The organism is Novosphingobium subterraneum (genome assembly GCF_000807925.1).
In the GTDB taxonomy this organism is placed as follows: Bacteria; Pseudomonadota; Alphaproteobacteria; order Sphingomonadales; family Sphingomonadaceae; genus Novosphingobium; species Novosphingobium subterraneum.
The window spans coordinates 54,509-80,843 of record NZ_JRVC01000021.1; the positions used below are offsets into that span (position 1 = coordinate 54,509).

The window sequence follows — 26,335 nt, forward strand, 5'->3', positions numbered from 1 at the left end:
GCGACTACCATGAAGACGCTGCGCACATTCCTGATAGCCGTGGGGCTCTGGTATCTCTGCAATCTCGTGCTGCTCTGGCCGCCGGTCTATGCCGGGGCCCTGCCGCTGATCTACCCCGGCATCGGGCTGGGGCAGGGGAGGCCGGTGTTCGGCCTGCTGCTCGATGCCTGGCTGATCGTCGGCATCCAGCTTGCGGCGATCGGCGCAGTCGCGCTGTGGGGCGCGCGCGATCCGCTGCGCTACCGGGCGCTGATACCGGTGATCGTCCTGACCGAAGCGGTCGGAGCGGTATGGGATATCTACAGCGTTGGCTGGCACGGCGAGGCCTTGTGGGTCGGCCTGACAACTCTGGCTGGGCATTTCGCGATCTTTGGCGGTGCCTGGCTGGCTTCGCGCGCGGTGAACAGGGAAGCTGCCGCCGCCGTCTGATCAGGACAGCATCAATCCCCGTGCGTGCAGCATCGCGATTATGGCATCCGTTGCCGGGGTGGGCAGGCCTGCCCGCTGACCGAACCGGGGGATTGCGCCGGTAAGCTGGGCATATTCAGACGGGCGCGCAGCTTCGAGATCGCGTTGCAGCGAACTGGTGACATCGGGCGGAAAGCGATCGATGAAGTCCAGCTTTTCGGCGATGCAGCCGGGCGGCAGCGCGATGCCCAGCGCCGCTGCGATCCCGGCTACCTCTTCCATCGCCACGCGCAGCATTGCGCTGGCCTGGGGGTGGCCCAGCACCTGACCGACCTTCAGGCCGAACGCCGGGGCCACCCCGCCGATCGTTGCGGCCATCAGGAACTTGTCCCACAGCGCCGGGCGCATGTCGTCCACCAGCGTGGTCGGGACCCCAGCGCCATCAAGGTGGGCCGCAAGGCTTGCCGCAGCCTGTTCGGCAGCCGGGTCGGTCGTGCGATCGGCGACCGGGCCGGCCAGCAGCGTGGCGGGAACGCCGGTGTGGCGCACGATCCCCCCGTCAAGTTCGAAGAAGCCGTGCATCCGTGCGCCCAGGACAACGGCGCGGGGCAGGGCGGCCTGGGCGATCCCGGGCGCTTCGACCCCGTTCTGCACCGTCAGCAGCGTGAAACGGTTTTCGCGGAGCGGTTCGAGCAGGGCGAGCGCCGATTCTAGCTGGAACGTCTTGGTCGCCAGGATGACGTGATCCGGCGGAACGGCAGGATCGCAAGCGGCGGAAACCGGCACACGCACTTGCCGCTCGGTGCCGCCTTCGGAGAGCAGCACGCCCGCGCCTCCCAAAGCCTCGAGCCGCGTGCCCCTTGCGATCAGCAAGACTTCATGCCCGGCCTCGTGCAGTCGCGCGCCCAGAAAGCTGCCGATCGCCCCGGCACCGACGATGGCGAGCCGGCTCATCCCGTCAGGCGAAGAAGCGGTTGTCCGGGCGCGGCAGGCCCAGATGATCGCGCAGCGTTTCGCCTTCGTATTCGGAGCGGAACAGACCGCGGGCCTGCAATTCGGGTACGACCTTGCTGGTGAAGTCTTCCAGGCCTTCGGGCACATAGGGGAACATCGTGGTGAAGCCGTCGCAGGCGCCCTGTTCGAGCCAGTGCTGCATCTCGTCGGCGATGGTCCTGGCGGTGCCGACAAAGGCCAGCCCGCCATAGCTGCCGGCCTTGGCGGCAAGCTGGCGGATTGTCAGGTTCTCCGCCCGGGCCAGTTCGATCATGAACCGGCGCGAGCTCTTGCTGGCGTTGGATTCGGGAATTTCCGGCAAGGGCCCATCGGGATCGAAGCCCGATACGTCGTGGCCGAGCATGCCCGACAGCGAATGGATGCCGCTGTCGTAGTGGACCAGGCTGTCGAGCTTCGCCCGCTTTGCGCGGGCTTCCTCGACGGTATCCCCAACCACCAGGAAGACGGCCGGCATGATCTTGATGTGGTCGGGATTGCGCCCGACCGCTGTCGCGCGCGCCTTGACGTCGGCATAATAGGCTTTGCTGCCCTCCAGGGTCGATTCCGCCGCAAAGACCGCCTCGGCGGTTTCGGCGGCCAACTGGCGGCCCGGGTCCGAGGCGCCGGCCTGGAAAATCACCGGCCAGCCCTGCACGGGACGGGCAATGTTGAGCGGGCCGCTGACCGAGAAATGCTCACCCTTGTGGTTCAGCGTGTGCATCCGGTCGGGATCGAAATAGATGCCCGAGTCCGGGTCCATCCCGAAGGCGTCGTCGGCAAAGCTGTCCCACAACCCGCTCACCACATCGTAAAACTCCCGCGCGCGGTGATAGCGCGCGGCGTGGTCGGGCTGTGTGTCGAGTCCGAAATTGCGGCTGCTGTCCGGGTTGGATGTCGTCACCACGTTCCACCCCGCGCGCCCACCGCTGATGTGATCGAGCGAGGCGAACCGACGCGCGACGTGGAACGGCTCGTCGTAAGTGGTCGAGGCGGTCGCGACGAGGCCGATCCGCGAAGTCACCCCGGCCAGCGCGGATAGCAGCGTGAACGGTTCGAACGAGGTCACTGTATGGCTGCGCATCAAGGCATGGCGCGGCAGGTTCAACACACCAAGGTGATCGGCCATGAAGAAGTAATCGAACTTGGCGGCTTCAAGGCTGCGGATGAAACGCTGGATCGCGGCCAGGCTGAAATTCGCGTCGCGGATCGCGCCTGGATAGCGCCAGGCCCCGGTGTGGATGCTGACCGGGCGCATGAACGCGCCAAGGTGGAGTTGTTTGGCCATCGGCACCCCGATCTTGCGACTCAGCCGGGCCGTTTGGATGGCCCGGCTGGAGCTTCTTCAAGCAGGCAAAGCCTTGCCCTGGGCCTGGTCGAGTTCCCGCCGAACCGCGAAGTGTTCGTCATAGTTCTCGGGCTTCAAGCCAAACGCCTTCTGGCGCGGGATGCGCTGCTGGTTGATTTCGTCGTACTTGAGGTAATAGGCCTTGTGCATCCGGTAGAACGGGATTTCCGGCCAGAGATGATGGATCAGGTGGTAATTCTGATAGACCAGCAGCGGGTTCAGCAGCCATTCCCAGCCGAACCGCATGGTAGTCGCCATGTAGGGATCTTCTTCCTGCGCGATGATCGCGGGATGGTGCGGCAGGATCACGAAGACGATCGCGATGATGAACAGCGTGATCCGCGACGGCACGAACCACAGCATGAACAGTTCCCACCCGAACCCGAAGTAGAGCGCGGCGACGAACAGAAGCATCAGGAACGAATAGAACACAACCAGTTCGGTGCCATGCTTCTTGCGCACGTTCTGGCCGTACTTGACGAAATACCAGATGTAGGCGCCGTCAAAGAACGTCCAGCGGAACGGCACTTGCCAAAGCGGCGATTCGTGTTCGAACCGGTCGGGATCCTTGGGGCCGTTGGTATGGGTGTGGTGCTTGTTGTGGACCCAGCGCAGCAGCACCATCGGGGCATAGGGGAAGAGGAAGAACAGGCCGATCGCGCCGATCGATTCGTTGATCCAGCCCACGCTCGACAACGACTTGTGCGAAGCATCGTGGATGACGCTGAACAGCAGATAGGTGATGACGCCGTTGGCGATCGCACCCACCCACAGCGGGATCATCGCGTTCAGCGCAAGATACCAGGTCGTGGCGATTCCCGCCATGGAAACAACGAACAACAGCGCCGTCGGCAGCGCCAGGACGGGCGCCTGCCGCAACCGTTCGAAATGCTCGTCGGTCGATGTGGGAAACGTCGTTGCCGCCATTGTCAAACGTCCTTCCTCTCCGGCATCTCTGTGTCACGACAGGGTGACGTCCGGCCTAACGGGCACAGTATGCTGAGCCACGCGGTCAATTGGAACGCGCATACACGATACATTGGACAATGTGCAACATTTTTCCCATAGTGCAAGTCGAACATGAATGTTGCATGATTGCGCGAGAGGGGTTAATCCGTGAACACAGTTGTTGACAATCAAGGCATCTCCCGGGGCGAAGACGATGACCAAGAGGATCCGGCATCGGGAACTCCCAACAACGGTTCGTCGAATGAGCAGCCGCGCAAGGCCATCCAGTCCGTCGAAATCGGTGTTCGCGTCCTCAATGCGTTGATGGATTGCGGCAAGGACGGCGCACATCTGCGTGAAGTTGCCGAGAAATCGGGTCTGTCACGCAGCCAGGCACACCGTTACCTGCTGGCTTTTGTCAATACAGGCGTGGTCGAGCAGAATATCCAGAATGGCCGCTATGCACTAGGTGAGTTTTCAGTTCGTATTGGCATGGCCGCGCTGGCGCGGGTGGAGCCGGTACGGATCGCTGGCGATAATCTGGCGAGCGTGCTGGAAGAACTGCAAACGACAGGGTTGCTGTCGGTCTGGGGCAATTATGGGCCAACGGTGATTCGCTGGATCGATGGCGGTCTGCCCCTGTTTACCAGTTTGCACGTCGGCTCTGTTTTGCCCTTGCAGGCTTCGTCCACCGGCATCCTGTATTTGACCCATTGTTCACGAGCTTTGACTCGGCCCGTCATCGCTCAGGAGCGCGCCAGCGGGCTGGTGGTTTCCGACGACGAACTGGAAAGGCAGATAGTCCAAGCGCGCGAGATGGGATACGCGACCACACAGGGTACGGTTGTGCCTGGTCTCTCTGCCTTGAGTGTACCTGTGCTTGATTCCGGGAACAGGCTTGTTGCAACGATGAGCGTTCTCTCGCGAGTTCAGGACAAGCATTTTTATTCAAAGCCGAAGATCGAAAAGATCCGTTCGGCGGCCATGGCAGCGAGTCGTGCGATCGGCTGGCAAGGATAGCTCCTGCGGTTTTCCATCAGAAGTGGACTGGCCTCCATATTGGTGGACCGGCTTCATGGCGGAGTCGCTGCCAGGCCCGACCATCCGGAAGGTATGAACGTTGTCGCTGACCCATAAAGAGCCAATCGGCAAACGGGAGTTCATCGCCATGATGGCGATGATCCAGGCATTGCAGTCACTTGGGTTTACAACTTTGCTTCCGGCCTTGGGTGTCATGGCAAACGATCTGGGGGCAAGCGGTTCAAATCAGCGGCAATGGGTCATCGGCACCTTCCTGATCTGCTCTGGCCTGTTTTCGCTCGTCCCGGGGACGATCTCCGACCGGCTTGGGAGGAGGCCGGTCCTGCTGGTTTGCATGGGTCTGTTCGCCCTGATCAATCTGCTTTGTGCTTTCGTGGCTGACTTTTCGGTCCTGCTGGCGGCCCGCGCGCTGCTTGGCTGTGCCTCTTCCGCCCTGACCGTCCTTCCTCTGGCGATCATTCGCGACCGCTATCAGGGCGAAGACATGGCCAAGCTGCAGGCCTTTGTCGCGATGCTGTTTATGGCAGTCCCGACCCTTGCCCCAAGTTTGGGTTATGTGATCTTTACAGCGCTCGGCTGGCGTGCCGTCTTCATCGTCATCGGGGTGCTGTCGATGGGAGTGTCAGCATGGTATTTCTACCGCATGGAAGAAACGCTGCCGCTTTCCCGGCGGCAGTCCCATGGTGCCAGTGAATTGTTCGGCAACATCCGCCTCGTTCTGACAAACCGCCGGTCGATCGGTTACGTCATTGGCATGGCCCTGATTTTCGGCGCTCACTTCGGCTTCATCAACAGCTCGCAGCAATTGATCGGCGAACATTTCGGGGCCGGCGGGGCCTATTCGGTAATCTTTGGCTTGATGGCGGGCTCGATGATGCTGGCCAGCATTGCCAATTCTGCGATCGTACACCGCTTCGGCATCCGGGGGATCGGCCATGCCGCCATCCTGTGCCATTTCCTTGTGTCGATCGGCCAGATCTATTTGGCATCCCGACCGGGCGAAACCCTGCTTCAGTTTGTGCTTCTGACATCCGCGAACATGTGCTTGCTGATCACGGTCTTCATCAATTTCACCGCGATTTCCCTGCAGCCATTCGGCAAGGTGGCCGGGGCCGCGGCCTCTGTTCAGACGTTCTTCCGTTTGGTGCTTGGCGCGGGGCTGGGCGCACTGATCGGGCAGGCCTACAATGGTTCCCCGCTGCCTCTGGCCTATTCGTTCTTCGGGGTGGCGAGCGTGACCATCGTGCTTGTACTGTTCAGCGAAGGCTGGCGATTGTTCGGGGGACCTATACCGGTTCAGGCTGCGAACTGACTGTGCCGCCTATTCATCTTCGACCGGCTCGGGACTTCCCGGCGCGGCCAGATTCGAAACCATTCGCACCCCGTCGATCACGATCGGGCTCGCGACGCCTTTGCGCCCTCCGGCCATTGCGGCGAGGCCTCTGGCGACGACCTGCGGATCGGCGAACACTTCGTCGAGTTCGTTGATCGGTCCGGCTGGCACGCCAACCTCTTCAAGCGCGTCGAACAGCGCTTGTCGGTTCCACTGGGCCGTGCGCCCCTCGACCGTTGTGACCAGTTCCGCCCGGTTCGAGAGACGGGCAGGATTTGTGGCGAAGCGTGGGTCTTCATGCAGTGAACACCGCAAAACGCGGCACAAGCTGGCGAACTGGCCGTCGTTGCCGGCCGCAATCACCAAGGGTCCGTCAAGCGTGGGGAAGGCTTGATAGGGTGCCAGATTGGCATGACCGTTGCCGAACCGGCGCGGGACTTTGCCCGAAGTCATCCAGTTCATCGCCTGATTGGCCATGACCGCCACCTGGGTATCGAGCAGCGCCATGTCGATATGGGCGCCGCTGCCGGTGCGGTCCCGGCGGTTGAGCGCGGCGAGAATCGCCACAGTGCTGTACATGCCCGTGAACAGGTCGGCCACCGCGATGCCCGCCTTCTGCGGCTCGCGATCGGGTTCGCCGGTCATCGACATCATGCCGCCCATGGCCTGGGCGATGAAATCGTAGCCCGCGCGGTGGGCATAAGGCCCGGTCTGCCCGAACCCGGTGATCGAGCAAGTAATCAGGCGCGGGTTCAGTTCGGACAGCGCGGCATGGTCAAGCCCGTATTTCGCCAGCCCGCCGACCTTGTAGTTTTCGATCACGATGTCGGCCCCGTTCGCCAGCTCGCGGATGATGGCCTGGCCTTCCGCGCTGGCGATGTCGATCGCGAAGGAGCGCTTGCCGCGATTGGTCGAATGGAAATAGGCCGCGCCCAGACTCGTACCGTCTTCTGCGGTCACGAACGGCGGCCCCCAATGCCGCGTGTCGTCGCCCGCACCGGGCCGCTCGATCTTGATCACTTCGGCGCCCAGGTCCGCCAGCAATTGCCCGCACCAAGGTCCGGCCAGAATGCGGGCGAGCTCAAGCACCCGTACCCCATCGAGCGGTTTGGACGGATCGCCGGTTACTGCGGCCCGCCAGGCCGGTTTCGCCATGGTCAGACTCCGCCCTGCGCGGCGATGCGTTCGCGCCAGCGGCGAAGCCCGTCGCCTGCACCTTTTGCAAAGGTGAAGCTGTCGATGCCGTTGGCGATGAAGCGGGCGCCGCCATCGAGGAACTGCTGGACGAGCCGCTCGTCGCGCGAAAGGATCCCGGCCGGTTTGCCGGTTGCCACGATACGCGCCAGCGCCTCGCCGGTCAGCTTGAACAGGGCATCGAAGCTGCTTGCGCCCAGCAAACCTTCGGTCGCGGCCAGGTCCGCAGGTCCAAGAAACAGCGCGTCGATCCCATCCACCGCAGCGATCGCCTCAATGTTGTCGACGGCAGTCGCGGTCTCGATCTGGGCGATGATGCAAACCTGCGCATTGGCCTCTGCGACATAGGCAGGATAGCCACCCCAGCGTGAGGCGCGGGCACCGCCGAGGCCGCGTTCCCCAGCTGGCGGATAGCGCGATGCGGTCACGATCGCTTTGGCTTGTTCGGCGGTTTCGACCATCGGAACCATCAGGGTCTGCGCACCAAGATCCAGAACCTGTTTGATCGTCACCGAATCATGGCCGGGAACCCGTACAATCGCAGAACAAGGTGGAGTGGCTTCCACCGCACGCAGCTGCGCGACGATGCCGGGCAAGGTCTGCGGGCCGTGTTCACCGTCGATCAACAGCCAGTCATAACCCTGGCCCGCACAGATTTCGGCAATGTCTGGATGGGCCAGCGCCAGCCAGAAACCAAGCTGGACCGGACCTTCGCGCAAGGCCGCCTTGAAGCTGTTGACGGGTGTTTGCATTGTCGCCCTCTATACGAACCGGAACCCGATTGAACCAAACTCGCCGAAATCGGCGTTGAAGACATCGCCCGGCGCCGCTTCGACCGGACGCGTGAACGATCCGCCGAGCACGACTTCTCCGGCTTCGAGCGCTTGCCCCCAGGGCGCGAGCCGCCGTACCAGCCAGGCGACGCCGTTGGCGGGATGGTTGAGCACCCCTGCCGCAAGGCCGGTTTCCTCGATCACCCCGTTGCGGCTGAGCAGGGCGCCGATGCGGCGCAGGTCGAGCCCGTCGGGTTTCGCCGGCAGACCGCCGACGATGATTCCGGCATTGGCGGCATTGTCGCTGATCGTGTCCAGGACCTTGCGCGCGGCCCCGGTTTCGGCATCCTTGGGATGCACCCGTGTGTCGATGATTTCGATTGCCGGAACCACATAGTCGGTGGCGCTCAGGACATCGAAAATCGTCGTCTGTGCTCCTTCCAGGCGGCGCCCGAGCACAAAGGCCAGCTCGACCTCGACCTTGGGCGTGATGAACCGCGCGGCTGGAACGTCGCTGCCCTGTTCGAACACCATGTCATCCAGCAAGGTGCCGTAATCGGGTTCGGTGATCCCGGCTGCCTGTTGCATCGCGCGCGAGGTCAGGCCGATCTTGTGGCCACAAACGGTGCGCCCTCGCGCCAATTTGAGATCGACCCAGGCCTGGTTGATGCGGTAGGCATCCTCGATCCGCATGGCGGGATAGCGCGCCGAGAACGGCCGGACCCGTTCGCGGGTCTGCTCGGCGCCGTCGAGTTCAAGCGCCAGCTCGTTGACCAGTATGTCGCTGAATGCCTCCACTGCCATCTTGCAATCTCCCGTGGCATATCGTTTGGGAAAACTCATTGCACAATGTCAAACGATATCTTAGGCTCCGGTAAAAATGACCGTGAACTCCGGCAAAGAGTCTCGCGGATATTTCGTCAAGATCGCATGGGAGAATGTCATGGCTGCTGAAGGGGTTATCAGGGAAGAAAAGATCACGGGCCGGGGCTTGACCTCGCACACCCTCTTGGCGGGCGATCCGTCCAAGCCGGCAATTCTGCTGCTTCACGGTGCGGGTCCGGGCGCACATGCCGCATCCAACTGGTATCACCTGATGCCGGACCTCGCCGAAAACTTCTTCGTGATCGCGCCCGACCTGATCGGTTTCGGCCAGTCAGTGATTCCCGATCCGTGGCCTGACAGCGTGATGGGCTGGATCGGCACCCGGGTCGACCAGTGCTTTGGCCTGCTTGAGGCGCTCGGTGTGAAGAAGGCCCACGTTGTCGGTAATTCGATGGGCGGCGCGCTGACCCTGCAGATGATGAGCGAGGAGCCCGACGCGATCGACAAGGTGGTGCTGATGGGTTCGATCGGAGCCCCCGGCCCGCGCACCCCGGAACTGATCCGCCTGCTCTCGTTCTATTCCGATCCACGATATGCCCGCTATCGCCAGGTGATGCACAGCTTCGCCTACGATGCCGAGAAGTTCGAAGGCATGGAGGAAATCGTCGAGAACCGTTACAAGATCGCCACCGATCCGGGAATCATGAAGACCGCGGTCAAGATGATCGATTCGATGAAGAACGGCATTGAGACGCTCAACATGCCGCCCGAACTGCTGGGCAAAATGCCGCACGAAGTGCTGATCTTCCATGGCCGCCAGGACCGGGTGGTGCCGCTCGACACCAGCCTCTACCTGATCCAGCATCTCAAGCATGCCGAACTGTACGTTCTCGACCGTTCGGGCCACTGGTCGCAGCTGGAACGGTGGGATGTCATGCGTCCGATGATGGAAATCCATTTCGGCGCCCGCAGGTTCTAGGCGGTTGACCACGTTGCATGTCTGGTCAGCATTTTCACCAAGGTCCGCGATTGGGTACTTCGGCACGGTCGGACCAAGGCCCGGCCGTGCCGCCAGTGGGTGATGGAGCTTCAGTTCAGGTGGAGCAGCACGCGGCGGCGTTATGGGACTATTCCTTACACATTTATGCCAAGCCGGGTGTGGCAGCTTCCTGCCTTGCCTTGCAGGACCAGCATGGTTGTGACGTCAACACGGTGTTGCTTTGCCTTTGGTTGGCAGGGGCGCGTAGCGCCATTCTCGCTGTTTCGGACATCGAGGCCGCGCAGCACTCGGCAGCAACTGCGAATGAACGCTTCGTGCAACCGGTCCGTGCGGTGCGGCGCTGGATGAAGCAGTGGTGCCAAGGTACGCCTGAGTCGGAAATTAACGCCGCGGCTTATGCGGCGCTGAAGACGGCAGAGTTGCATGGTGAACGTCTGGTCCAGTCCCAAATGCTCGCTGGGCTGGACCTGGACCAGTTGACCCGTGCCGAGTCGTCCGAAGCTGCAGTCCAGGCAAGCTTTGCCAACTATTGTACCTTGGCGAGCACATCTGGCGGAGTGGCAGAGGAACTGGGTGAGCTTGTTGCCAGGGCCTGGCATTGAGCCAGTCCTGCCTGTCGGGCTAATTGCATTTGAGGAACGGGATATGGATCGGTGCCTGGATGGATCAGTTGTCGCGATCACTGGTGCCGGGCGCGGAATAGGTCGCCAACTGGCGTTGTATTGCGCGGCGCAGGGGGCGGCAATTATCGTCAACGATCCTGGCGTGGCGCAGGCGGGCAACGGCGGCGATACCGCATTCGCTCAGAACACCGCCAACGACATCATCGCTGCCGGGGGCAAAGCGGCGGCCAACTTCGGTAATGTTGCAGATCCGGCGGAGGCGCAGAGCATTATCGAGGATGCGGTACGGAAATTTGGCCGAATCGATGCGGTCGTGAACAATGCAGGCATCCTGCGAGACAGCATCTGGCACAAGATGAGTCACGCGGACTGGACCAGCGTCATCGCGGTCAATCTTACTGGTGTCTTCAACGTTTCCCAGGCCGCCACGCCCTATTTTCGTGAACAGAAGGCGGGCAGTTTCGATCATTTCACTTCGACGAGCGGTCTGATCGGCAACATCGGGCAGGCGAACTATTCGGCGGCAAAGTTGCCGTCGTCGCGCTTTCGCAGTCTATCGCGCTCGACATGGCGCGGGTTGGCGTCCGCTCGAATTGCATCGCGCCTTTTGCGTGGAGCCGCATGACCTCGTCAATTCCCGCGACAACTCCTGCCGAACACGAACGTGTCCAACGGTTGCAATCCATGTCGGCAGACAAGATCGCGCCGTTGGTTGCCTATCTGGCATCCGACCTGTCTAAGGACGTGACGAACCAGATTTTCGCGGTTCGCAAGAATGAAATCGCCCTGTTTTGCAAGCCCCGGCCGATCCGGTCGATGACCAAGGTCGAAGGCTGGACGCCGGAGGCAATTGCCCACGAGCTTGTACCTTCGTTTCGCAGCAGCTTCGCGCGCGCCGATGAAGTCTCGGCGCATGTCTTTCCTTATGATGCAATCTGACAGGTAACCGATGAGCAATGCCGGCATAGATGCAGAAGTCTTGATACAGCTTGAACGCTTCGTGCGCGACCGGCTCAGTCCTGTCGAGTGCAAAATTATTGAAACCGACCTCATCCCCGAAAGCGTCCTCGAGCGATGCGCGACCTGGGTCTGTTTGGATTGACCATACCGGAAGAGCATGGCGGCGCCGGCATGAACATCAGCCAGTATATCCTCACCAGGCACACGCTAAGTTATGCGATGCCGGCATTCCGCTCGTTCATTTCGATCAATGTCGGCATGTTCGCATCAGCCTTCAAGAATGGTGGAACAGAAGCGCAGAAGTCTGCATGGCTGCCGCGCATGAAATCGCCGCTTTCGGCCTGACCGAACCCGGTTCGGGATCAGATGCGGCGGGTCTGCAGACGACTGCGGTGCCAACCGGAGATGGCTGACTTCTCAATGGCACCAAGCCTGCGTGCTCACCAAAGCAACCAGCTATCCGCATACTCCGTTGGCACCCTAGCAATTTCAGCCTTACAAACCCTGTTGACCTTTTCCGCCCAGCTTGATTTGACCTCAAAGTGCCTTGTTTTTGGCGGGTTCGGCCTTTGTGGGGGGAAGCTTCTGCGCCACGATGTGATCGTAGATCTGCTTGATCTCCGCGTCCGACAATTCGGTCGGTCGGAACGGCGGCATTTCGATCAGGCCCTGGCGAACGACCGAATGTAGGTAATCGTAATCTAAGTCCTTGCGACCGATGAGCGAAGGCACCGGAGCACCTTTTTCGGCCAGCAGCATGGTGCCACCGTGGCCCGGGCCGGGGTTGTGGCAACCTGCGCAGTAACGCTCATAATTCTCCGCACCGTCCACCACTGATTCGCCTTGTGCGGACGAACAGGCAGCAAGTGCAGCGAAAAGCGAAAGGGCGAGGAACTTATTCATTTTACCTCCGCAGGCATGGCGACGCATCGGCTCAGACCGAGGCAAAGATCGAGTTGGGATCAAGCGCCTGCTTGACCCGCGCATGCAGGGCCGAGCGGCCACCCTTTTCATAGGTCTTGGCAACCGCCGCCCCCAGCCCGGGGTCGGTCATGATCTGGCCGAAGCCGGCCTCGGCCTGCGCGGCGATCAGGGCTTCGGCGCAAGTCTTGGCCCGTACCGCATCCTCGCCCTTCCCGGCGGCATGGGGCAGCACCTGGCGATGGTTGGCCGAACGCCAGATCGCGGTGGTTTCGCCAACGAAGTCGAAGCCGTTTTTGGCACAGATATCGCGCGACAGTTCATAGAGCTTGACGGCTTCCTCGCCATCCACAGGGCTGACCGGGTTGACCGTAAGCGCCAAGTCGCCGCTCCAGCCTGCTGTCCTGGCCGGGGGATCGGCCACCACACCGGTCATCGTGCCCATCCGCCAGGCCCACAGCTTGGGATCGATGCCCTTGCCATCGGTAATCACCCTTGCGCCGCTGATCGACGAGAACGCGCCCTTGACCATGTCCCACAGGATCGCGACGTTGCCGGGCAGGCCATAGAGCGAGCCGTAAAGGTTCCAGTAGCCTAGTCCGAGCACCTCACCAGCGGCCTTGACCGCGCTTGCCGCCATCGGCCCCTGGCCCTCAAAATCAGCGCGGCGCTTGCCGAGCAGGGCCGCTTCGTGGAGCGCATTGCCCACCGCGACGCCATTGGCCACCACCATGTTGAGCTTGAGCGGCCCGAGCACGTCCAACAACGCGCCCAGATCGTCCTCCTTGGGGACCGAGACCATGAAGGTCTGGTGCGCCGGGGGCTGCGGCATCATCCACATGCCGACCTTGGTCACCACCCCGAAATCGGACTGGGTGAACAGGCCATCGACCCAAGGGCCATAGCCGAACTTGAACAGCTGCCAGCAGGTGCTCTTGGGCATGGCGCCCATGCCGGTGCGCACCATCTTGCCATCAGCCAGCATGACCTCGAGCCCGCACTGCATCAGGAAATGATCGGAATAGGGGGTGTAGCCGGGGCGGCGGTTGATGAAACTGGCGGCCACGCTTTCATCGGGATTGCCGGGAAAGTCGACCCACAGCTTTATTCCTTTTTCCTTGATGTGGGCATCGAGCTGGCGGAAGGTGACGCCCGGTTCGACTAGGCAGGTGGCCAGTTCGTCATTGACCTCGAGGACCTTGTTCATCTTCTGCAGGTCAAGCACGATCACCTTGTCCTGTACGGCTTTTTCAAGTCCGTAGGCGCCGTTGCAGACCGTCTGGACCACACCGCCGCTGGTGCGCGCAGCTTCCAGCACCTTGGCGAGCTGGGCTTCATCGGCCGGAAGCACCACGCCTGCCGGTGCCATCCCTGGGACAGCATAGCGGGCCAGGGTCTGCGGGCTGGTATCGACGGCGGCCTTGCCCAGTGCCTGGGCGAGGGTGCCGAGCGTGGCCGTCTGGCGGGCTTGATCGATCATGGCGTTGGGAGCCTTATTGCTGGAGAATCTTGGGATAACGCTGGAGATCGCCGACATCGACGGCGAAATCGGCCGAGCGCACAGCCGGGTCGATAGCGCGGGCCGGTTCGCTGTCGCGCCAGGAAAAGTTGCAGGTCGGGCAGCGCAGGATCGTCCACACGACCGCGCCGTCCTGCCTGCCCTGATGATCGGTGACAGCGCCGCTCGATTTGCAGCGCCCGCAGACGGTGGTGGTCATGACAGGGCTCCCAGCTGCATTTCGCGGATCCGCTTGCTCAGGGCGTCGATCTCGTCCCCGGTCGGCGGGGTGACAAGGTGCGCTTCACCCACCGGATCGGGCGGGAGATAGCTGGTCGCGTCGATGATCAGGCGGTGCCCCTTGCCCGGGACCACTGCCGAAGGATCGATCGGCACGGCAGGCATGTTGGGCAGCACGATGATATCGTCCGCACGGGTGCGGGTCGAAAGCGCCCACATCACTTGGTTGAGATCGAACGGATCGACATCGGCATCGACCATAATCAGGTTCTTGAGGTACATCACGCCGTGCGGCGTGCTCAGCGCGCGCAGCGCGACCGTCTTGGCAAAGCCGGCCATGCGGTTTTTGACCGAGATGATCCCGGTCAGTCCGTGCTGGTAAAGCGCGTTGACCGCGGTGACTTCGGGGAAGCTCTGGCGCAGCTGGGCATAGATCGGGGCGGAGGTGTGCAGGCCGATCAGCGTATCGTGCTCGGTCCAGCCGCGCCCGATGTAAATGTTCTCGAAGATCGGATCGCGCCGGTGCGACACCGCCGTGACCTTGAAGATCGGCGCCTTGCGCACGCCGCTGTAGGAACCGGGGAATTCGCCGAACGGCCCTTCCAGCTCGCGTCCACCCGGTTGCAGTTCGGCCTCTATCACGATTTCGCTGTCGGCCAGGATGTCGATCCCGTTGCCCGATTTGGTCAGCCGGATTGGCGCGCCCATCATCGCCGAGGCATAGGAATATTCCGATTCCTCGTAGCCGATCGGGGTGGCAGCAAACACCGCAAGGCCGGGATGATTACCCAGCATGACCGCAATCTTTAGCGGAACGCCTTCCCGTTCGGCCGCCATGATCTGACGTCCCATGTCGTGGGAGGGGATCGTCATCAGGGTGAAGGTGTCCGGCCCCTGGATCTGCAGGCGATAGATGCCGACATTCTGCTTGCCGAAATTGTCTGGATCGAGCGGATCGCGCGAGGCGACCGAGGCCTTGCCGATGTAGAACCCGCCATCGTATTCGTTGATCCGATAGACCGGCAGGACATCGTAAAGGTTGATGTCCTGTTCGATCCGGCATTCGTGCACCGGGGCCTGGGCTTCTGGGACAAAGCTGATTTGCGCTTCCTGATCGCCCCAGCGGCCGGCGATCTCGAAGAAAAGCTCGCGGATGGTCGTGCCTTTGGGTCGGCCCAGCAGCAGGGCGATGTTGTCCCACGAACCATGGACGCCCACCGCCAAGCGCTTGCCGGGGTAACCGGTGATATTGTCGAATACGATCGCCGGCGCGCCGTTGGCATCGCGCGATGCGGCGACGGCTATGTTGCGCACGCCGGGTTCGGGCATCACCGCATCGCTCCAGGTGATCGCCTGGCCGGCATCCTCGAGCAGTTCGAGGAAGTCGCGCAGCGACGAGATCGAGCGGGCGCGGTTAGGGAGATCGTTCATGGTCATTCGTTCCCGCCTGTCAGTGTCCGCCCTCAGTCGCCGACTGGATCGTGACCCATTTCCATTCGGTCATGATCTCGAGATCGGCTTCGGTGCCTTCGCGCCCGAACCCAGAGGCCTTCGTTCCGCCGAACGGAACGTGCGGCTCGTCGTGCAGGGTCGGCGCGTTGATGTGGACCATCCCCGCTTCGGCCCGCTGGGCAAAGGCCAGCGCCTTGTCGAGATCGCGGGTGAAGATAGAGGCGCTGAGGCCGTATTCGGTGTTGTTGGCGAGTTCGAGGGCTTCCTCAAGTGTGTCGAACGGAAAGAGCGAGGTGACCGGGCCGAAGGTCTCTTCCTCGAACACGGTCATTTCCGCGGTAACGCCACTCAGGATGGTGGCCGCGCAGCTGTTTCCGCTCCACTCGCCGCCGGCCAGCACCGCGGCGCCCTTGGACCGGGCATCGTCGATGTGGCGGCGGACGCGGTCGCGCTGGCGTTCGGAAATTATCGGGCCCAGCATGGTGGTAGGATCGCGCAGGTCGCCGCTGTTGGCGCGGCCTGTCGCGGCGGCGAAGGCCTTGGTGAACTGGTCGAAGATCGACCGTTCCACATAGATCCGCGAAGCCCCCATGCAGACCTGGCCCTGGTACATGAAGATGCTGAACAGCGCGGCGTTGACCGCCTTGTCCAGATCGGCATCGGCGCAGATCACCAGCGGGCTCTTGCCGCCCAGCTCCAGCGTGTACTTCTTGAGGTTGCGGGCCGCGATTTCGGCGATGTGCTTGCCGACGCGCGAGGACCCGGTGAAGGTTATCGATGCGACCTTGGGATGGCCGGTCAGCACGTCGCCGATCTCCGCGCCATTGCCGTAGACCACGTTGAACAAGCCGTCGGGAACGCCGGCCTCCTTCCACAATTTAGCGAGCAGATCGGCGATCATTGGCGCGGCTTCCGAGGGTAGCAGCACGAAGGCGTTGCCTGTGGCCAGGGCCATGGCCGACTGTTTGATCCCCTTGATCAGCGGCACGTTGAACGGGGTAATCCCGGCGACCACACCGACCGGCTGGCGCAGGCTCATGCTGAACCGCCCAGGGGTGTCCGAAGGGATCGTTTCCCCCCGAATCCGGCGCGGCACGCCGATCGCCGCGCGCAGGAAGCTGACCGCGAAGCGGGTTTCGAACCCGGCCTTGGCGATCGGCGAACCGATTTCGTCGACCAGCACGTCGGCGAATTTGGCGGTATCGCGCTCCATGATTTCGGCGGCTTTCGCGATCCACCCTTCGCGCACTGCTGCGGTCAGGTCACGATGCTGCAGATAGGCTCGATGGGCGGTTTCGACAGCGCGATTCATGTCCTCGGCGGTGCCGGACGGCACCCGCGAATAGACTGAATCGTCGACCGGGTTGAGATCGTCGAAATAGGCTCCGCCCGTTGCGGCAACGGCGGCGCCGCCAATCCAGTGCTCAAGTTGCATCATGGTCATTCTATCCTTGATTTCGTCGTTCACCTGGTCGCGCGATCACGCTTGGTTGCGCATCGCCTGGGGCCAGATCCCCTGCTTGCCGGGGGAGAGGATGCCGTTGGGATCGAGTGCATCCTTGAGGCGGTGGTGCAGGTCCCACAGCGCCCCATCGTTGTGCTTATAGGTCTTGGCGATCTGGTCCATGAAGGCGAGGTGGGTGCGGTATTCGCCGAAGCCAGCACCGGCTGCCTCATCGACCAGCTTGCCGAACAGGTCATAGGCGCTCTTGCGCATGCCTTCGTCGGCGCGATCGTACATGATCATCAGGATGTGGTGCATGTCGCGCCAGCCGACCAGGAATTCGCCGATATAATCGAACCCGAAATCGTGGCAGCGCTGCTTGATCAGGTTGTACTGGCTCAGCGCTTCCTTGCCGTCGGGTGCCGATATCGGCGAGAAGTTGATATGCCCGCCGCCGCCGATCCAGTTCATGATGCTGAATTCGGTCATGTTCGGCTCGCCGCGCATCAGCCGCACGCGATAGTCCCAGGCGGGATCGTTTTCGCGGTTGAGGTGCAGCTTCGCACCTGGAATGCTCATCATCGCTTCCTCGACGAGCTTCCAGTTGTTCTCGATGATCGGCGGCGGACCATACAGCGCGGCGTAGAAGTTCCACATGCCCAGGCCATGATCAGACGCGATCTTCTTGCGGATCGAATCCGGGATAGGGCCCTTGCCGTCGAAGTAATGGCGGCGCGTGGTCTTGGCGGAGACTTCCCAAAGTAGGTCGACCGCCACCGCCGCGTTGGGGATCACCTGGTTGACCTTGAGCGGTTTGACCGCGTCGAAGATCGCGGCGAGGTCTTCCTCACGCTCGTAAGTGATCATGAACGGTTTGTAGCCCGGCGGTTCGGGCATCAGCCAGATGCCCATCTTGGTCACCACGCCAAAGTTGGACTGGGTGAACATGCCGTCGAAATGCGGGCCGGCCGCGTGCTTGGTCGATTGCCAGTGCTGCGACCCTTCGATCGCGCCCTGGCCGGTGCGGACGACCTGACCATCGGCCAGGACCACTTCCATGCCGCACTGCATGACGAAGTGATCACCGTAGGGGGTGTAGCCTGCACCGTGTTCAAGCGCATTGCCCATCACGCCGCCCCAGCCCGGAGCCGCCGGATCGATCCACAGCTTGCTGCCGATCTGGCGCAGATGCCGATAGAGCTGGAAGTAGGATACGCCCGGTTCGACCAGCGCATAGCCGTATTTCTCGTTGACCTCGAGGATGCGGTTCATCCGCTTGAGATCGAACATGACATAGCCCGACTGGCGCGGGGCGGGTCCGCCATAGGCGAAATTGCGGCCGTTGCCGAAGGTCCAGATCGGCAGCTTGTAGGCGTTGAAAACCTTCAGCGCCTGCTGGATCTGTTCCATGTTTGCCGGCGCCACGGCAGCCGAAGGCAGCATCTCGCCATCGGCCAGCGGCGAATAGGCATCGCGATAGGCCGACAGCGGCAGATCATCAACGAAGACCCATTCCTTGCCGACGATTCCGGCCAGCTCATCCAGCGCCTTGCGAAGGGTTGCGGCATCAACGCCTTGGGGCATGCGCGTGCTCACGACTGTTGTACTCCCACTTCGAATGCCCACGAAACCAGCATGCCGGGGCTTTTCCCATCGAGCCCGCAATGTCCCGACTGGCACCGCAGTTCGTCATCCTGGCGATCGCCGACCAGCGCATCCTGCATGTGGTTAGCCAGAACAATCGGCCAGCCGGTGCTGGCCCGCGCGAGCAGCGCCGGAGCGCCGTCGGTCCGGTGTTCCCACCGCATTTTGCGGTAATGATGCGCCCATTTCAGCAACGGGCGCGCGCCGTCGGCTAGCAGAACCTGTTCGGCAATCATGGCTGCCGGGTCGGAAGTCAGGCCGACGAGCACACCTTCGCCAATTGCGAGTTCATGGAGCAGGCCATTGAGCGTCCGGTCGATCCGGATCACCTTTGCCGCACGTCCCGAATTGACGAAGGTTTCGGCAAAGAGCCGACTTTCGGGGACTTCTGCTTCCTCAATGACAATGATCTTGAGTGGTCGCTTCGCCAAGGCGCTGCGACCGATCCCCAGACCGGCCACTGCCGCTCCCACGGCACCCCCGCTCATGACGGTGCGACGGCTGACATCCCACGCCATTCTCTAGTTCCCTTCTTCTTGCGCCAAGGCCGGAACGAGGTTTGCCGCCTCTTTGCTCAGGCCTTGCCAGCGTTTCTCCGACTTCGCGTGAAGCCTGAACAGATCCAGCACCCGCATACAGCTGTGATCGACTACCTCGGCCAGCGAGGTAGGCCGCGAATAAAAGGCCGGCACCGGCGGGAAGATCACCGCACCCATTTCGGTGCAGGCCGTCATGTTGCGCAGGTGCGCCAGGTTGAGCGGCGTTTCGCGGGTGATCATCACCAGGCGACGGCGCTCCTTCAGCATCACGTCGGCGGCGCGAGTGATCAGATTATCGGACAGCGCGTGGGCGACCGCGCCCAGCGTGCGCATCGAACAGGGTGCAATCACCATGCCTTCGCACACGAACGAACCGCTGGCGATCGAGGCGCCGACATTGCGGACGTTATGCACGACATCGGCCAGCGCTTCGAGCCTGGCCTTGCCATCGGGCAATTCCTCGCGAATGTTGAGCAGGGCGGCCGGAGACAACACGAGATGGGTTTCCCAGCCGCCAGCTTCGCGCAGCAGCTCAAGCAACCGCAGGCCATAGACCGATCCGGTCGCACCGGTGATGCCGACGACCATGCGTTTCACCGCAGAAATCCCGCCTGCGAGCGCATCGTGATCAAGGTCGCGAAAGGCCGGTCCTTGCTGGGCATGCTGTAATCCGTCTCCCGATCTTTGCCAACACTATACAACGCGTTCCGCATTGTGCAACGCTTTTCGTATTTCCATAAGGGTGGTGCGACTCACGACCGGACCCCCAGATTGATCGTCTTCATCTCGAGAAATTCATCGATGCCGTGGCGGGAACCTTCGCGGCCCAGACCCGATTCCTTGATGCCGCCAAACGGGGCAGTTTCGGTCGAGACGATGCCGTTGTTCATCCCGACCATGCCGGTTTCGAGGCCCTCCGCGACCCGCCAGGCCCGGTCGATATCTCGGGTAAAGGCATAGGCAGCCAGCCCGGAACGGGTGGCGTTGGCCAGGGCCAGCGCCTCGGCCTCGGTATCGAAGCGGAACACGGGCGCGACCGGGCCAAAGGTCTCCTCGTCCGCGAGGCGCATGGCGGGGTTCGCGCCGGTCAGCACGGTCGGCTGGAAGAACAGTTCCCCCGCCCCGTGCCGCTTGCCCCCGGTGACGATGCCGCCGCCTTGCGCTATTGCATCGGCGACATGGCCCTGAACCTTGTCGAAGGCGGCCCGGGTGATCAGCGGCCCTTGATCGGTTGCGCCCTCAAGCCCGTTGCCGACCGTGAACGCGCTGACCCTGGCGGCCAGCGCCTCGACGAAACGGTCGTGGATCCCGCCCTGAACCAGGATGCGGTTGGCGCAGACGCAGGTCTGCCCGGTGTTGCGGAATTTCGAGGCGATCGTCCCCTCGACCGCCTGATCGAGATCGGCGTCGTCGAAAACCAGCAGCGGGGCATTGCCGCCCAGTTCCATCGAAACCCGTTTCAGGGTGGTGGCGCATTGCGCAGTCAGCAGCTTGCCCACCGCGGTTGAACCGGTGAAGGTGAACTTGGTGACATCGGGATGGCTGGTCAGGACCGATCCAATGGCCGGAGCATCGCCGCAGACCACGTTGAACACGCCGGGCGGGATGCCGGCTTCGAGCGCGAGCTTCGCGAGGGCGAAAGCGGTCAGCGGGGTGAGTTCGGACGGCTTGAGGGTGACGGTGCAGCCCGCCGCCAGCGCTGGCGCGACCTTGCGGGTGATCATCGCGGCGGGAAAGTTCCACGGCGTGATCGCCCCCGCTACCCCAACCGGCTGGCGGATCACGATGATCCGCCGGTCAGCGCTGCCTGGAATAACCTCGCCATAGACGCGGCGCGCCTCCTCGGCGAACCACTGGATGAAGCTGGCGGCGTAATCGACCTCGCCCAGCGCCTCGGCCAGCGGCTTGCCCTGCTCGGCGGTCATCAGCAGACCCAGATCCTGGCGGTGCAGCCGGACCAGCGCCAGCCAGTCGTGCAGCAGACGGGCGCGTTCCTGTGCGTGCCGCTTGCGCCAATCGATGAAGGCGCGGGAATTGCTTTCAATTGCCCGGTACGTCTGGGCAGCGCCAAGCTTGGCGACATTCGCCAGCGCTTCGCCGGTTGCCGGGTTAGTGATCGCGTAGGTAGAGTCGCCACAGATTTCGGTGCCGTCGACAAGCGGCTGGCCGGTCAGGAAATCGCTGCGCTCGAGCGGGGGGATCGTAACGGCCAAGACTTGGCTCCTTTGGCCGCAAGACCAGTTGCCGATATCAAAATTAGGCTGCAACGTGGCTGGCAGGCTCGTGGACGGTGCCACAACAGGGGTGAGGGCGGCGGCGTGCCGCCGCCCTCGGGTATTGGGTCTTAGTACTTGTAGGCGAGCTTGAGGAACCATTCGCGCGGGCGCGAGTAGGTTGCCAGCGCTGTCCCGGCGACGAACGGATCGACGTAACCGCCCTGGATATAGCGTTCGTCGGTCAGGTTGGTCACGCCGGCCGTCACGGTGAAGTGCTCGCTCTTTTCGGTGAACGAAGCACTAGCGCCGAAGACGCTGTAGCCAGGCTGGCGCAATTGCGGGCTGTTGATCGCATCCTTGAAGGTTTCGCTCTGGTACGACCAGTCTCCGCGCACCGTCAGCTTGCCCATGTCGCTTTCATAGACGTCGGCGTTGAACGAGGCCGATCCGGTCCATTCCGGCACGAAGGCGAACTTCGAGTTCAGGTTCACGGGGAACGCGAGCGGATCAATGGAGCGGTAATAGGCATCAAGATAGCCAACGCCGAAGGTCAGGCGTAGCCAATCGGTCGGAGCCGCCTCGCCTTCGACTTCAAAGCCTTTGATCCGGCCGGAACCGGCGTTTCGTGCCCGGGGGGCGATGCCTTCGCTGACGACGACCTGGATGTCATCGTAGTTTGACATGAACGCGGCGAGGTTCAGCCGCAGGCGGCGATCCAGCAGCTCGGTCTTGAGGCCGAGTTCGTATGATTCCACGAATTCGGGCCTGAACGACGGCGCAACCTGTTCAGCCGGGAAGATTCGCTGCGTGAAGCCGCCGTTCTTGAAACCCTTGGAATAGGAGGCATAGACCAGGATATCGTCGGTGATCTTGTAGTCAGCCGAAATTGCCGGCGTCCATTCCTTGGCCTTGGCGGCAACCTGGACCGCCGGCATCGTGTGGTTTCCACCAGGGTTAGTGGCGGCTGGTGCGCAGCCTCCAGGCAGCGGGAAGCCGAACAGCGGGCTCGCCGGATCGGTCACCAGCAAGGGCACTGGCTGGCCGGTCACGCACTGGCTGAAGGCGATGAACACGCCCTGGGGGTAAGGGATGATGCCGGCCTGCCCAAGCGGAGCAGTGTAATCAACATTGATGGTCTGGAACGAAGGATCGAACCGCTTGGTCTCGTCGGTATAGCGGATGCCCGGCGTGATCGAAAGACGATCGGTCACCTTGATCGTTGCCTGCAGATAGGCAGCATAGCTGTCGTTGTCGATCTTGCCGCCGCTGAAGAAGTCAGCGAAGCCGAACAGCAGGTTGTTCTTGTCTTGGCCCTTTTCCTTCAGGTAATAGCCGCCCAGAACGAACTTCACCCGATCATTCAGGACACTGCCGGTCAACTGGAATTCCTGCGAAGCCTGCCACAGATCGATATTGTTTGTCAGGTTGAGGTAGGGATGTGGCGTTCCGTCGAAGTCGAACTGGATCGTGGCCTTCTGATCGCGATAGGAGCTGATCGACTTCAGGTTGATGTCACCAAAATCATAATCCAGCGTCAGGTTCGTGCCCCACAGGTCGAAATCCGACTGGTTCTTGGCACCGGACCAGGTTGAATCGATATCGCCGGTGATCCACTGCGTGGTGGCGCAGCGCGGGTCGTTGACCGGTGCCAGTTGCCCGTCCGCACCGCAGAAACCTGCGCCGCCCTGCAACTTGTTCCAAGCATAAGTCGAACTGGGGAAAACCACGGTTCGGCCATTCAAGTCGACAACCTGCAGCAGGTTGGGCGATTCGAAAAGGTTGACCAGCGTCGAAGCAGCCATTTCTTCGCGCCTGATATTGATATCGCCGCTCAGGTTGACGGTCAGCTTGTCGGTCGGCTCCCACTTGAACGCAATGCGTCCGCCGAAGCTGTCCTTATTGCCCTGGCGGCCTCCGTCGAACAAACGCTTCTGGTAGCCGTCGCGGGTTTCATAGGAAGCAACCGCGCGCATTGCGAGAGTGTCGCTCAGCGGTACGTTGATCATGCCCTTGAAATCGGCGCGGTTGAACCGTCCGGTCGCCGCTTCGAGCTTCATGTCGAAATCGTTCTGCGGTTCGACGGAATTGACGACGATCGCGCCGCCGATAGTGTTCTTGCCGAACAGTGTGCCCTGCGGCCCGCGCAGGACCTGGACGCTCGAAACGTCGGCCATGTCGAGCAGCGCGCCAACCGAGCGGGCAACATAGACGCCATCGACATAGACGCCCACGCCCGGGTCGACGGTGATATTGAAATCGGTCTGGCCCACGCCGCGGATGAACGCGGTGATCGAGGCGCTCGAACCCGAAATGTTGGCGACCGGCGAGATGTTCACGTTCGGCGCGAATTTTGCGACTTCTGCTACGTTGGTGACCTGGCGTTCCTCGAGCATTCCGCCGGTCATCGCGGTGATCGCGACTGGTGTTTCCTGCAGGTTCTCGGCCCGCTTGCGCGCTGTCACGGTGATCTCTTCGAGGCCGCCGGTCTGTTGCTCCTCGGCCTGGGGCTCGCTTGCTGCGGCATCCTGTGCATGCGCCGAAATCGGCACAAGCCCGATGTATCCGACCATAGCCGAGGCGCTGGCACGCAGGAAGGCCTTCCTGAAATACATTAGTCGGTTTGGCATTTTGCATTCTCCCTCATGTTATGCTGATTAGGCGCCCGATCCGAAACTTCGTTTCGGATCGTTCGGTGCCGGCCTGAAAATGGCTCTTTCGCGAGTTTCGGATCAGGTTCTCAGAATTTGGTCTCGATCGTCATCCCGATCTTGCGCGGTTGTTCGTAGAACCCGTCGGTGCCCAACGTTCCGGGACGTATGGTCTGAAAGACCTTTTCGTTGGTCAAGTTGGTCACCCACAGCCCAACCTTGAAGGCTTCGCTTTCGGGCTGCCAATTGATCGAAAGGTTGGACAGGGTGTAGGGCCGCTGCGAGAACCTGTTGGCAAAGTCGTAATAGACCCGGGAACTCCACAGGAGATTGCCTGCCAGCGTGACGCGGCCGTTGCCGACATCATGCCCCCAATCGAACCCGACATTGCCCGACCATTCCGGCGCCCGGGTCATGACCTTGCCCGAGGCATCGAACGGCGCCGCCACGTTGCCGGCAAAGTCGCCATTGTCGTTGACGATCGGCGTAAAGCCCTGGGCGTTCGGGAAATCCTTGTAGCGCGCATGGGTATAGGCAACCGCCGCGCGCAGCCGGAGGTCGCGGACCGGGCTGATGATGGTCTCGAATTCGCCACCATAGATTTCGGCATTGGCGGCATTCTGCAGGATGTATCCGGGGCCGGTCGGGGCCTTCGACTGAAGCTGCAGATCCTTGTAGTCGTAATAATAGACGGCAAGGTTGGTGCGCAGCCAGTCCAGCGGATCGGACTTGATCCCGAATTCAGCCGCCTTGATGTTTTCCGGGTTGACCGGGGTGCCGCCGGTTGCCGCCATGTTGTACACCCCGCTTTTGAACGCGGTGCTGTAGGTGGCGTAGACGTTGGTCTTGTCGGTCACCTCATAACGGACACCGACTTTGTAGTTGAACTTGTTGAACGTTTTTGAAACGTCATCGACCAGCAATACGCCATTGTTACTTTGGCTAAACCAGCGCGTCTCGGTAGTGTAACGCCCGCCAAGAGTGAGGAACAGCTTCGGCTGAACCTCATAGGTGCCTTCGGCAAAGCCCGCGAATGAGCGCCCATCAAGCTTCGGCGTGAGCGACGGACCCGCCAGGGGCGAGGCCGGGTTGGTCGTGGACCAAGGCTGAAGCACCGGCGCGCCGCCGCCGAACTGGTAGAAATAGCCGCCGACCAGCCACTGGAAGCGACCGGGGTTGGCCGAACTCAGCTTGATTTCCTGGCTGCCCGACTCCGATTCAAACACTGCCGGGAAGTTCGAAAGCTTGATGTTCGAGGCATCGCCATCGGTGGTCTGCTGCCAGCGCAGGTTGAGGAAACCAGAGGTGGTCTCAAGCATCACACTGCCCAGATCGAGCCGGGTGTGCAGCGCAAAGCTCCACCTTGTGAGATTGAGCAGCGGAACCTCGGTCAACGACGCCTGCCAGGCATCGGTCGGTACGATCACGCCCGGCCAGTTGCGGCCCGCGGTGTTGCCGTCCAGCGGTTGCGGCGAATTGGTGGTGCTTTCCTGATTGAAGTATTCCCCGGTCAGGACCACCTTGAAATTGTCGGTCGGCTTGAACAGCAACTTGCTACGCAGGTCGATGACGCGCTGGTTGCCAAGTGTGCCGCCGCGGACCAGATCGTCGATATAGCCATCGTTCTTGCGGAAAAGCGCGGCAAAATCAGCCGCGACCTTGTCACTCATTGGGCCGGTGAAATAGAGCCGGGCATCGTAATCGCCGGCATCGCGCCTCATCCGCCCCACGCGCAGCGAAGCCTTGCCGCGGAAGTCGAAGCTGGGATCGGGGGTGATTACGTTGATCAGTCCGCCGGTGGCATTGCGGCCAAAGGTCGTTCCCTGCGGGCCACGCAGCACCTCGACCCGTTCGACCTCGACCAGGTCGATCCAGTTGGCGGCCGATTCCGGTTGATAGACGCCGTCGACGTAGGTTGCGATATTGGGTTCATCACCAACCGAAATGCCGGTTGAGCCGACCCCGCGGACCACCGGCTGGAAGACGCCCATATTACGGCTGCCGATGAAGCCCGGCACAACCTGAGTGAGGGAGCGGACCGTCGAAACATCGGCGGAAGCCAGAGCGTCGCCGGTAACCGCAGTAACTGCAACCGGCACGGTTTGCAGCCTGGCCTCGCGCCGAGTGGCCGTGACGATAATGTCACCTAGGCCCGTGTCGGTAGCGTGGGATTCGTCCGATTCGCTTGTGATGTCTTGTGCCAAGGCCATCTGCGGCGTCAGCGCGGTCGCTCCCATCAAGGCAACGAAATAGCAGCCATACTTTTTCATGCAAACCTCCCCTATGTAAC

23 protein-coding genes and 1 pseudogene are annotated in these 26,335 nt (G+C 62.0%); 7 read left to right on the forward strand and 17 right to left on the reverse strand.

Annotation, left to right across the window (positions count from 1 at the left end):
• Window positions 1–9 precede the first annotated feature (9 nt).
• A complete protein-coding gene (locus tag NJ75_RS17810) occupies window positions 10–429 on the forward strand; it encodes a BphX family protein (protein ID WP_039336926.1) in 420 nt (139 codons plus the stop codon).
• On the opposite strand, the gene NJ75_RS17815 is transcribed toward NJ75_RS17810, so the two are convergent.
• Genes NJ75_RS17815 through NJ75_RS17825 form a run of 3 tightly spaced genes read right to left on the reverse strand, consistent with a single transcriptional unit; the run spans window position 430 to window position 3,673 of the window.
• Window positions 430–1,362, reverse strand: coding sequence for a 2-dehydropantoate 2-reductase (locus NJ75_RS17815; protein ID WP_039336928.1), 933 nt, complete (start codon window positions 1,360–1,362; stop codon window positions 430–432).
• A gap of 4 nt (window positions 1,363–1,366) precedes the next feature.
• Window positions 1,367–2,686 carry an LLM class flavin-dependent oxidoreductase gene (locus NJ75_RS17820; protein ID WP_039336930.1) on the reverse strand — a complete coding sequence of 440 codons (1,320 nt, stop codon included), beginning with the start codon at window positions 2,684–2,686 and terminating at the stop codon, window positions 1,367–1,369.
• 57 nt (window positions 2,687–2,743) lie between these two features.
• A complete protein-coding gene (locus NJ75_RS17825; protein WP_039336932.1) occupies window positions 2,744–3,673 on the reverse strand; it encodes a fatty acid desaturase in 930 nt (309 codons plus the stop codon).
• Between the two features lie 189 nt (window positions 3,674–3,862).
• Here NJ75_RS17825 and NJ75_RS17830 point away from each other — a divergent pair, with 189 nt between their 5' ends.
• Both NJ75_RS17830 and NJ75_RS17835 read left to right on the forward strand, forming a co-directional pair.
• Window positions 3,863–4,714 (forward strand): IclR family transcriptional regulator, encoded by an 852-nt coding sequence (locus tag NJ75_RS17830; RefSeq protein WP_039336934.1) that lies wholly within the window; start codon window positions 3,863–3,865, stop codon window positions 4,712–4,714.
• A 100-nt stretch (window positions 4,715–4,814) separates the two neighbouring features.
• Entirely contained in the window at window positions 4,815–6,047 is a 1,233-nt protein-coding gene (locus NJ75_RS17835; protein WP_236727186.1) for a multidrug effflux MFS transporter, read from the forward strand.
• Window positions 6,048–6,056: 9 nt separating this feature from the next.
• Here the strand turns inward: NJ75_RS17835 and NJ75_RS17840 are convergent, their stop codons facing one another.
• Genes NJ75_RS17840 through hpaH form a run of 3 tightly spaced genes read right to left on the reverse strand, consistent with a single transcriptional unit; the run spans window position 6,057 to window position 8,839 of the window.
• Window positions 6,057–7,223: a CaiB/BaiF CoA transferase family protein gene (locus NJ75_RS17840; RefSeq protein WP_011906637.1), complete on the reverse strand. Its 1,167-nt coding sequence runs from the start codon at window positions 7,221–7,223 to the stop codon at window positions 6,057–6,059.
• Between the two features lie 2 nt (window positions 7,224–7,225).
• Window positions 7,226–8,014: an HpcH/HpaI aldolase family protein gene (locus NJ75_RS17845; protein ID WP_010891051.1), complete on the reverse strand. Its 789-nt coding sequence runs from the start codon at window positions 8,012–8,014 to the stop codon at window positions 7,226–7,228.
• Window positions 8,015–8,023: 9 nt separating this feature from the next.
• Window positions 8,024–8,839, reverse strand: coding sequence for a 2-oxo-hept-4-ene-1,7-dioate hydratase (gene hpaH, locus NJ75_RS17850; RefSeq protein ID WP_010891050.1), 816 nt, complete (start codon window positions 8,837–8,839; stop codon window positions 8,024–8,026).
• A 139-nt stretch (window positions 8,840–8,978) separates the two neighbouring features.
• Here hpaH and NJ75_RS17855 point away from each other — a divergent pair, with 139 nt between their 5' ends.
• The 4 genes and pseudogenes from NJ75_RS17855 (at window position 8,979) to NJ75_RS25440 (ending at window position 11,788) form a co-directional block, all read left to right on the forward strand.
• On the forward strand, window positions 8,979–9,839 hold the full coding sequence (locus tag NJ75_RS17855) for an alpha/beta fold hydrolase (RefSeq protein ID WP_010891049.1): 861 nt from the start codon (window positions 8,979–8,981) through the stop codon (window positions 9,837–9,839).
• A gap of 119 nt (window positions 9,840–9,958) precedes the next feature.
• A complete protein-coding gene (locus NJ75_RS17860) occupies window positions 9,959–10,462 on the forward strand; it encodes a TIGR02444 family protein (RefSeq protein WP_011906638.1) in 504 nt (167 codons plus the stop codon).
• Between the two features lie 43 nt (window positions 10,463–10,505).
• Window positions 10,506–11,422: pseudogene (locus NJ75_RS17865) on the forward strand (SDR family NAD(P)-dependent oxidoreductase).
• 135 nt (window positions 11,423–11,557) lie between these two features.
• Complete coding sequence (locus NJ75_RS25440) at window positions 11,558–11,788, forward strand: acyl-CoA dehydrogenase family protein (RefSeq protein ID WP_010891044.1); 231 nt, start codon at window positions 11,558–11,560, stop codon at window positions 11,786–11,788.
• A gap of 192 nt (window positions 11,789–11,980) precedes the next feature.
• On the opposite strand, the gene NJ75_RS17875 is transcribed toward NJ75_RS25440, so the two are convergent.
• The 11 genes from NJ75_RS17875 to NJ75_RS17925 all read right to left on the reverse strand — a co-directional run bounded on the left by NJ75_RS17875 (window position 11,981) and on the right by NJ75_RS17925 (window position 26,315).
• Window positions 11,981–12,373, reverse strand: coding sequence for a c-type cytochrome (locus tag NJ75_RS17875; protein WP_011906639.1), 393 nt, complete (start codon window positions 12,371–12,373; stop codon window positions 11,981–11,983).
• Window positions 12,374–12,377: 4 nt separating this feature from the next.
• Window positions 12,378–13,844: an FAD-binding oxidoreductase gene (locus tag NJ75_RS17880; protein ID WP_010891042.1), complete on the reverse strand. Its 1,467-nt coding sequence runs from the start codon at window positions 13,842–13,844 to the stop codon at window positions 12,378–12,380.
• A gap of 13 nt (window positions 13,845–13,857) precedes the next feature.
• Window positions 13,858–14,082, reverse strand: coding sequence for a non-oxidative hydroxyarylic acid decarboxylases subunit D (locus NJ75_RS17885; protein WP_010891041.1), 225 nt, complete (start codon window positions 14,080–14,082; stop codon window positions 13,858–13,860).
• Window positions 14,079–15,533, reverse strand: a complete 1,455-nt coding sequence (locus tag NJ75_RS17890) for a non-oxidative hydroxyarylic acid decarboxylases subunit C (protein ID WP_234007477.1) — start codon at window positions 15,531–15,533, stop codon at window positions 14,079–14,081. Before NJ75_RS17890 ends, NJ75_RS17885 begins: the two co-directional genes overlap by 4 nt.
• A gap of 19 nt (window positions 15,534–15,552) precedes the next feature.
• On the reverse strand, window positions 15,553–16,998 hold the full coding sequence (locus NJ75_RS17895) for an aldehyde dehydrogenase family protein (RefSeq protein ID WP_236727187.1): 1,446 nt from the start codon (window positions 16,996–16,998) through the stop codon (window positions 15,553–15,555).
• Window positions 16,999–17,034: 36 nt separating this feature from the next.
• Window positions 17,035–18,594 carry an FAD-binding oxidoreductase gene (locus NJ75_RS17900; protein ID WP_039336941.1) on the reverse strand — a complete coding sequence of 520 codons (1,560 nt, stop codon included), beginning with the start codon at window positions 18,592–18,594 and terminating at the stop codon, window positions 17,035–17,037.
• Entirely contained in the window at window positions 18,591–19,160 is a 570-nt protein-coding gene (locus tag NJ75_RS17905; protein WP_039336943.1) for a hypothetical protein, read from the reverse strand. Before NJ75_RS17905 ends, NJ75_RS17900 begins: the two co-directional genes overlap by 4 nt.
• 3 nt (window positions 19,161–19,163) lie before the next feature.
• Window positions 19,164–19,769, reverse strand: coding sequence for a UbiX family flavin prenyltransferase (locus tag NJ75_RS17910; RefSeq protein ID WP_280513110.1), 606 nt, complete (start codon window positions 19,767–19,769; stop codon window positions 19,164–19,166).
• A 164-nt stretch (window positions 19,770–19,933) separates the two neighbouring features.
• Complete coding sequence (locus NJ75_RS17915) at window positions 19,934–21,394, reverse strand: NAD-dependent succinate-semialdehyde dehydrogenase (protein WP_039336946.1); 1,461 nt, start codon at window positions 21,392–21,394, stop codon at window positions 19,934–19,936.
• A 131-nt stretch (window positions 21,395–21,525) separates the two neighbouring features.
• Window positions 21,526–24,024, reverse strand: coding sequence for a TonB-dependent receptor (locus tag NJ75_RS17920; protein WP_039336948.1), 2,499 nt, complete (start codon window positions 24,022–24,024; stop codon window positions 21,526–21,528).
• A gap of 110 nt (window positions 24,025–24,134) precedes the next feature.
• Window positions 24,135–26,315, reverse strand: a complete 2,181-nt coding sequence (locus tag NJ75_RS17925) for a TonB-dependent receptor (protein WP_039336949.1) — start codon at window positions 26,313–26,315, stop codon at window positions 24,135–24,137.
• Window positions 26,316–26,335 lie beyond the last annotated feature (20 nt).

Coding starts and splice junctions, on each gene's coding strand:
- NJ75_RS17810 (WP_039336926.1), top strand. CDS start 10: ATGAAGACGCTGCGCACATTCCTGATAGCCGTGGGGCTCTGGTATCTC.
- NJ75_RS17815 (WP_039336928.1), bottom strand. CDS start 1,362: ATGAGCCGGCTCGCCATCGTCGGTGCCGGGGCGATCGGCAGCTTTCTG.
- NJ75_RS17820 (WP_039336930.1), bottom strand. CDS start 2,686: ATGGCCAAACAACTCCACCTTGGCGCGTTCATGCGCCCGGTCAGCATC.
- NJ75_RS17825 (WP_039336932.1), bottom strand. CDS start 3,673: ATGGCGGCAACGACGTTTCCCACATCGACCGACGAGCATTTCGAACGG.
- NJ75_RS17840 (WP_011906637.1), bottom strand. CDS start 7,223: ATGGCGAAACCGGCCTGGCGGGCCGCAGTAACCGGCGATCCGTCCAAA.
- NJ75_RS17845 (WP_010891051.1), bottom strand. CDS start 8,014: ATGCAAACACCCGTCAACAGCTTCAAGGCGGCCTTGCGCGAAGGTCCG.
- hpaH (WP_010891050.1), bottom strand. CDS start 8,839: ATGGCAGTGGAGGCATTCAGCGACATACTGGTCAACGAGCTGGCGCTT.
- NJ75_RS17855 (WP_010891049.1), top strand. CDS start 8,979: ATGGCTGCTGAAGGGGTTATCAGGGAAGAAAAGATCACGGGCCGGGGC.
- NJ75_RS25440 (WP_010891044.1), top strand. CDS start 11,558: ATGCGCGACCTGGGTCTGTTTGGATTGACCATACCGGAAGAGCATGGC.
- NJ75_RS17875 (WP_011906639.1), bottom strand. CDS start 12,373: ATGCGTCGCCATGCCTGCGGAGGTAAAATGAATAAGTTCCTCGCCCTT.
- NJ75_RS17880 (WP_010891042.1), bottom strand. CDS start 13,844: ATGATCGATCAAGCCCGCCAGACGGCCACGCTCGGCACCCTCGCCCAG.
- NJ75_RS17885 (WP_010891041.1), bottom strand. CDS start 14,082: ATGACCACCACCGTCTGCGGGCGCTGCAAATCGAGCGGCGCTGTCACC.
- NJ75_RS17890 (WP_234007477.1), bottom strand. CDS start 15,533: ATGAACGATCTCCCTAACCGCGCCCGCTCGATCTCGTCGCTGCGCGAC.
- NJ75_RS17895 (WP_236727187.1), bottom strand. CDS start 16,998: ATGACCATGATGCAACTTGAGCACTGGATTGGCGGCGCCGCCGTTGCC.
- NJ75_RS17905 (WP_039336943.1), bottom strand. CDS start 19,160: ATGGCGTGGGATGTCAGCCGTCGCACCGTCATGAGCGGGGGTGCCGTG.
- NJ75_RS17910 (WP_280513110.1), bottom strand. CDS start 19,769: ATGGTCGTCGGCATCACCGGTGCGACCGGATCGGTCTATGGCCTGCGG.
- NJ75_RS17920 (WP_039336948.1), bottom strand. CDS start 24,024: ATGCCAAACCGACTAATGTATTTCAGGAAGGCCTTCCTGCGTGCCAGC.
- NJ75_RS17925 (WP_039336949.1), bottom strand. CDS start 26,315: ATGAAAAAGTATGGCTGCTATTTCGTTGCCTTGATGGGAGCGACCGCG.